This is a genomic window from Oceanisphaera sp. (assembly GCF_052084945.1).
GTDB lineage: Bacteria > Pseudomonadota > Gammaproteobacteria > Enterobacterales > Aeromonadaceae > Oceanimonas.
In genome coordinates, this window is sequence record NZ_JBQDEX010000011.1 from 25376 (window position 1) to 31669 (window position 6294).

6 protein-coding genes are annotated in these 6294 nt (G+C 48.6%); 2 read left to right on the plus strand and 4 right to left on the minus strand.

Translation table 11 applies throughout. From position 1 onward, the window contains the following. The 3 genes from ACTHY5_RS02140 to zntR all read right to left on the minus strand — a co-directional run. The coding region (locus ACTHY5_RS02140; protein ID WP_441875739.1) for a heavy-metal-associated domain-containing protein at positions 1–194 on the minus strand (194 nt) is incomplete at its 3' end. Between the two features lie 98 nt (positions 195–292). Beyond that, complete coding sequence (locus ACTHY5_RS02145) at positions 293–1576, minus strand: purine/pyrimidine permease (RefSeq protein ID WP_441875742.1); 1284 nt, start codon at positions 1574–1576, stop codon at positions 293–295. Positions 1577–1693: 117 nt separating this feature from the next. Continuing rightward, the gene (gene zntR / locus ACTHY5_RS02150; protein ID WP_441875745.1) at positions 1694–2122 is read right to left on the minus strand and encodes a Zn(2+)-responsive transcriptional regulator; all 429 of its coding nucleotides are present in this window, start codon (positions 2120–2122) and stop codon (positions 1694–1696) included. A gap of 225 nt (positions 2123–2347) precedes the next feature. Between zntR and purH the strand changes: the two genes are divergently transcribed. Beyond that, the gene (gene purH / locus ACTHY5_RS02155) at positions 2348–3931 is read left to right on the plus strand and encodes a bifunctional phosphoribosylaminoimidazolecarboxamide formyltransferase/IMP cyclohydrolase (protein ID WP_441875748.1); all 1584 of its coding nucleotides are present in this window, start codon (positions 2348–2350) and stop codon (positions 3929–3931) included. A gap of 215 nt (positions 3932–4146) precedes the next feature. Then, entirely contained in the window at positions 4147–5439 is a 1293-nt protein-coding gene (gene purD / locus ACTHY5_RS02160; protein ID WP_441875751.1) for a phosphoribosylamine--glycine ligase, read from the plus strand. Positions 5440–5518: 79 nt separating this feature from the next. On the opposite strand, the gene ACTHY5_RS02165 is transcribed toward purD, so the two are convergent. Continuing rightward, positions 5519–6028: a GNAT family N-acetyltransferase gene (locus ACTHY5_RS02165; protein ID WP_441875754.1), complete on the minus strand. Its 510-nt coding sequence runs from the start codon at positions 6026–6028 to the stop codon at positions 5519–5521. Between the last annotated feature and the right edge of the window lie 266 nt (positions 6029–6294).

A 6294-nucleotide genomic window follows, 5' to 3' on the forward strand; every position in this document is an offset into this window, starting at 1 on the left:
CTCGCTTTAGGCGGATAACCGGCATCCGTTAAGGTGCTAACGAGCTGTTGCTCACTCGCACTGCTGTTAACCGTAATAAGATGATTAAGTAGATCAAACTCAATTTCACAGTCAGGATCCAGCTCCGTTAATGCCTCATTGATAGCACCAACACAGTGGCCACAGGTCATATCGGGTAGCGTAAATTCAATCATGGTTCGTTTCCTTATATATTCTTTAGATTATATCTAGCTTGTCAGTGTTGCTTTAGGTGTAAACTTCCAGCTGCTATGTTATCGCTTTCAGCTCTCTTTTAAACGGTTTTCCGCCACACTTGCTCCATAACTAACACAATTAAAGTGCCGGTTAACAAACCATTACCCAATAGATATTGCGCTAAGCCTGGCCAATCACGGTACAGCTCGGGTGGTAAAAACATACAACCGACGCCCAGTAATACAGTCACGCCTAAAATAGTACCAGAGCGCTGATCAAGTGGGTATTTGGTTAATAACTGAAAGGCCAACATCACCAGTTTAATAAACGCGGCCAGCAAAGCCGCATTTGCCACAGGTGCCGGCAGTAAGGATAAGAACCCAACAGCCGCCGGAAATAAACTAACACCAGCCAGTAAGACACAAGCGAGCATAAAAGGCGCTCGTCTTTGGTCATTGGTCAATTGAATAAAACCTGCGGTAATGGGCAATGGCACCACGGCAATGGTAGATAAGCCTCCGGCCATGATATGGCTGATCCCCGAGGCCAGACTGCTGCCATTTAACGCATTTTTCATACTGGGCTGCTCACCCTTTACCACAGTGGAAATAGCGGTAATCGCCGCCACCTGATTAGACACTAATAACAGTGAAAAGAGCACTGCCACCACCAGCATGCCTAAATCAAGCTTAGGTAAGCCAAAGGCAAATAATGCAGGTAACTGTATGCCCGATGCCGTGTTAGGCAAGGCTTCACCACTTAAACCAAAAATAGCAAAGGCCCCCCAGCCGGCCACTATACCCATGAGTACCGCATAAGTACGTACTATGGCATAACGACTAAAAGAGCAGAGCAAAACACCAATAAACACCAATAACCCAATACCGGCCACCGGCATTGTCATTAAGCCGGTTTGCGGATCTGTCACCATGCCACGAAAAAACACCCCCGACAGCTGGATCACTAACAACAACATAAAGCAGCCCGTGACCAAGGGGGTAAATAAAAACAACAAGCGGTGGGTTTGTTTAGCCACCCCCAACACCAGCATAATGCCCCCCGCGACTAACACACCACCGGCTAATAGGCGCAATATTTCACCGCCTTCGTGGCCTTGCGCCCGGCCAATATAAGCCATCACAATAAACACAATCGCCCAAGAGCCTGCCGGCCCGTCTGCTACTGGGTAGCGATGACCAATGCAAATTTGTACCAGCGAGCTTAAGCCAACTAATAGCAAGGTGCGTTGCATTAAGCCCGCCACCTCAGCCCCTGCTAAACCAAAGGCCTGACCTAAAATAATGGGCAGTGCTAGGGCATTAGCCAGTAAAAAAATAAACCATTGGCCGACACTGAGTCCCCAGCCAAAACGTGCATACATAAATAACTCCAGCCCTTTGGGCAACGGTGAGAAAAGTTTTTTGGGCAGCAGTGAGCGGTCAGTTAAAGACTAAAACAGCTAAGCGCTTGGGATTACGATTTAGCGTCCAGCTTTCTATTAACGGGCATTATTATCATCGGCTATTTTTTTGCCATCCAGCGCTTCTAAAATAGAGCAATGCTCGGCGCTTTCGAGCCCACCACAGCAGGCATCAGACAACTGCTTAAGCGAATGTTGAAACTGCTCTAACTCGGCAATGCGCTCCGCAACCTCTTGTATTTTAGTGTCGGCCACGGCTTTGACTTGGGCACAAGTCACCTCGCAACTGCTAACGCGTAATGATAACAGCTCATCAATTTCTTTTAAGGTGAACCCCACCCGCTTGCTACGCAAAATAAAATGTAACCGGCGCTTATCTTCTTCGCTGTATACCCGATACCCCGCATCGGTACGCGAGCTAGGTGATAATAAGCCCTCTTTTTCATAAAAACGCAAGGTATCGGCTTTTACACCAAAGTGCTTTGCGAGTTCACCAATTCGAAACATGCATTACTCTCCCTGCAAGCGAATAAAATTCGACTCTTACTCTTTAAAAATTCAGGCCATTAACATAAATAGTCACACAAGCCGTGGCAAAATACAGTAGAATATGCCCTGCGTTTCTGGCGTATGAGTCTTTAGGCTTAATGTGCTAGGCGGTTTGGTAAAGTCGACGATAAGGTCGCCGATTTTACCAAACCCCCCAATAGATCGTTATAGGAACGAGAAACCATGGAAACTGCTCGCCCCATTCGCCGCGCTCTACTGAGCGTGTCTAACAAAGACGGTATTGTCGCTTTTGCTCAAGGCTTACACGAGCGCGGCGTTGAACTTTTGTCTACCGGTGGCACCGCCCGCCTGCTAGCCGAACAGGGTTTACCTGTTACTGAAGTGTCTGATTATACCGGTTTTCCTGAAATGATGGATGGCCGAGTAAAAACCCTACACCCTAAAGTACACGGCGGCATTTTAGGTCGCCGCGGTACAGACGATGCCATTATGGCCGAGCACGCCATCGCCCCCATCGACATGGTAGTAGTCAACCTATACCCCTTTGCTAACACTGTGGCCAACGCCGATTGCAGCCTCGAAGATGCGATCGAAAACATCGATATTGGCGGGCCAACTATGGTACGTGCCGCGGCTAAAAACAACAACGATGTCGCTATTGTGGTGAACGCCTGCGATTACGACCGTTTACTTAGCGAAATGGATGCCGGTCACAACAGCCTAACCCAAGCCACCCGCTTTAGTTTGGCCATTGCCGCTTTTGAACACACCGCCCAGTACGACGGTATGATTGCCAACTACTTTGGCACCATGGTACCGGCTTACCACGCAGCCGACGAACAGTCCGCTTTTCCGCGTACCATTAATTATCAGTTCACTAAAAAGCAAGACTTACGCTATGGCGAAAACAGCCATCAAAGTGCCGCTTTTTATGTAGAAAATAATATTGATGAAGCCTCGGTAGCCACGGCCACTCAGCTGCAAGGCAAGGCGTTATCTTTTAATAACATTAATGATACAGATGCGGCATTAGAGTGCGTTAAAGAGTTTGATGGCCCCGCCTGTGTGATTGTAAAGCACGCCAATCCTTGTGGTGTGGCATTAGGCGAGAATCTGCTTGAAGCCTACGACCGAGCCTTTAAAACCGACCCAACGTCTGCCTTTGGCGGCATTATTGCCTTTAACCGTGAGCTAGATGAAGTGACGGCCAAGGCCATTGTTGAGCGCCAGTTTGTGGAAGTGATTATTGCCCCTCAAGTGTCTGAGGCAGCCAAGGCGGTCGTCGCAGAGAAGAAAAATCTCCGTTTGTTGGTCTCGGGTCAATGGACTAGCAAAACACAAGGCCGTGATATTAAGCGAGTGAACGGTGGTATTTTAGTACAAGACCGTGATCAAGGCATGGTGGGATTAGATGATCTGCAAGTCGTCAGTAAGCGCCAGCCCACAGACGCTGAGTTACAAGATTTATTGTTCTGCTGGAAAGTGGCTAAATACGTTAAATCTAACGCCATTGTCTATGCCAAAGATGCACAAACCATTGGCGTGGGTGCGGGCCAGATGAGCCGTGTTTACTCTGCCAAAATTGCCGGTATTAAGGCGGCAGATGAGAATTTGCAGGTAGAAGGTTCTGTGATGGCTTCTGATGCCTTCTTCCCGTTCCGTGATGGAATTGATGCGGCAGCAGCAGCGGGCATTAGTTGTGTTATTCAGCCCGGTGGCTCTATGCGTGATGATGAAGTGATTAAGGCGGCGGATGAGCATGGTATGACCATGGTATTCACCGGCATGCGTCACTTTCGCCACTAGTAGAAAAACAGAGTTGTATGACTACTGGGTAGCATGCGGGACAAAGAAATCACACACCGACTCGCCATAAACCCATCCATGGGGGCTCGGAAATGCCATCCCTGGCATTTCACGGTCGGCTTAGTAATACTCTTTGCCCCGCCTTGTTTTATTTGGCCACGCATACAACTCTTAGTTTTCTACAGTTGCTTTATACATTTAGAGGAACAAAATTGATGAAAGTATTAATCATTGGTGGTGGTGGTCGTGAGCATGCATTGGCGTGGAAAGCGGCGCAGTCACCTCAGGTAAGCCAAGTGTTTGTCGCCCCCGGTAATGCCGGTACCGAGCTTGAAGCGAACCTAACAAACGTAGACATTGCCGCCACCGATATTCAAGGCTTGTTAGCCTTTGCTAAACAAGAGCAGATTGGCTTAACGATTGTCGGCCCAGAAGCGCCATTGGTTGTGGGTGTGGTGGATGCCTTTGAAGCTGAGAGTTTGGCCATTTTTGGCCCTTCTGCCGCTGCGGCGCAGTTGGAAGGCTCTAAAGCATTTAGCAAAGACTTTTTGGCTCGCCAGAATATTCCCAGTGCCGAGTATCAAAACTTTACCGAAGTGGAACCGGCGATTGCCTATTTGCGCAAAAAAGGCGCCCCTATTGTGGTTAAAGCCGACGGTCTTGCCGCCGGTAAAGGCGTGATTGTTGCCATGACCTTGGCAGAGGCCGAAAATGCGGTGCACGATATGCTATCGGGTAATGCCTTTGGCGAGGCCGGTAGCCGCGTGGTTATTGAAGACTTTTTAGACGGTGAAGAAGCCTCTTTTATTGTGATGGTAGATGGCGAGCACGTTCTGCCTATGGCGACCAGTCAAGATCACAAACGGGTAGGTGACGGCGATACTGGCCCTAATACCGGCGGCATGGGCGCTTATAGCCCAGCACCTGTGGTGACGCCTGAAATTCATCAGCGTATTATGGATCAGGTGATCATGCCGACCGTGCGCGGCATGGCGGCAGAAGGCCATATTTATAAAGGCTTTTTGTATGCCGGCTTAATGATCGACAAGGCTGGTCAGCCCAAGGTCATTGAATTTAACTGTCGCTTTGGTGATCCAGAAACTCAACCCATATTACTGCGTTTGCAGTCTGACTTGGTTGAGCTGTGCTTGGCCGCTTGCAAGGGTGAGCTAAATAACGTGACGGCTGAGTTTGACCCTCGTGCCGCTGTGGGTGTGGTGTTAGCAGCTGGGGGTTATCCGGCAGATGGCTATCGCAAAGGTGATGCTATTACCCATATTCCTGCAGAAACTGACATTAGTAAAACCTTTCATGCCGGCAGCACCATACAAGATGGCACTCTAGTGACCTCTGGTGGCCGTGTATTGTGCGCCACGGCATTAGGTAAGACGGTAACAGAGGCACAAGCCAATGCGTATGCGGTAACTAAGCAGATCCGCTGGCAAGGTGTTTTCTATCGTCACGATATTGCTTATCGTGCTATTGAGCGCGAAAAACAAACGTCTTGAGCAAGAGCTAAATAATGCAGCCGCCATCAGTTGATGGCGGCTTTTTTATTTGAGCACAGGATACTTGGTGTAAATGAGCTTAGGGAAGAATGGCCGGTGGCGTATCTCTGTTCAGCGTTTTTAGCATCCACACATCACAGCCGCCATGTATTGAACCTGCGATGGGCTGGGTGAGGTGGTTAAAACCAACACTTTCATATAAACGTATTGCCGCTGTCATATTAGCTAGCGTATCTAAATAACACGCTTGATAGCCTTGTTGCTGGGCAAAAACTAAACAGGCCTGTGTGAGTGCCAAACCAATGCCATGGCCTCTGTACTGGGGCAATAAAAATAACTTTTTAAGCTCACAAGTATCCCCATTGTGCTGAATAGGCGCAATGCCAGCTCCCCCGACAGCTTGATCATTAACAAGCGCCACTATATAGCGGCTACGGTTTGCTAATAAATAATGCTCACTCATACAAAGTACTTCAGGGTCGCCTGGGCCAAAGCCGTCTCCTACAGCACCGAACTCTGCACCCACTTGCTTAATAATACGACTCATATCAGCGTTATGTTGTGCTTGGATCTCGACTAACTGATACATAAACACCTGGTTGATTGCGATATTAAATCAAGGCGACCCTTAGCTTATACCAATCTGGAAAAATAACTGATCTATTTTTGTTTGTATAAAAAGTCGAACAAAGGGTCTACCCCACCGACACGCTGCGGGGCTAATGACACTCACGATATCAACCTACTGCGAGCATTCACTGGATGCTCGTTAGGCTGATACCGCTCGTCACGGCGAGCAAGCTCGCCCCCTCTGGCTTCAGCACATGACGTCCCTGTCATGTGATGGTCGCTGAT

What these genes read in the sequence shown, in the direction of transcription:
- ACTHY5_RS02145 (WP_441875742.1), bottom strand. Translation starts at nt 1,576, where the DNA reads ATGTATGCACGTTTTGGCTGGGGACTCAGTGTCGGCCAATGGTTTATT.
- zntR (WP_441875745.1), bottom strand. Translation starts at nt 2,122, where the DNA reads ATGTTTCGAATTGGTGAACTCGCAAAGCACTTTGGTGTAAAAGCCGAT.
- purH (WP_441875748.1), top strand. Translation starts at nt 2,348, where the DNA reads ATGGAAACTGCTCGCCCCATTCGCCGCGCTCTACTGAGCGTGTCTAAC.
- purD (WP_441875751.1), top strand. Translation starts at nt 4,147, where the DNA reads ATGAAAGTATTAATCATTGGTGGTGGTGGTCGTGAGCATGCATTGGCG.
- ACTHY5_RS02165 (WP_441875754.1), bottom strand. Translation starts at nt 6,028, where the DNA reads ATGTATCAGTTAGTCGAGATCCAAGCACAACATAACGCTGATATGAGT.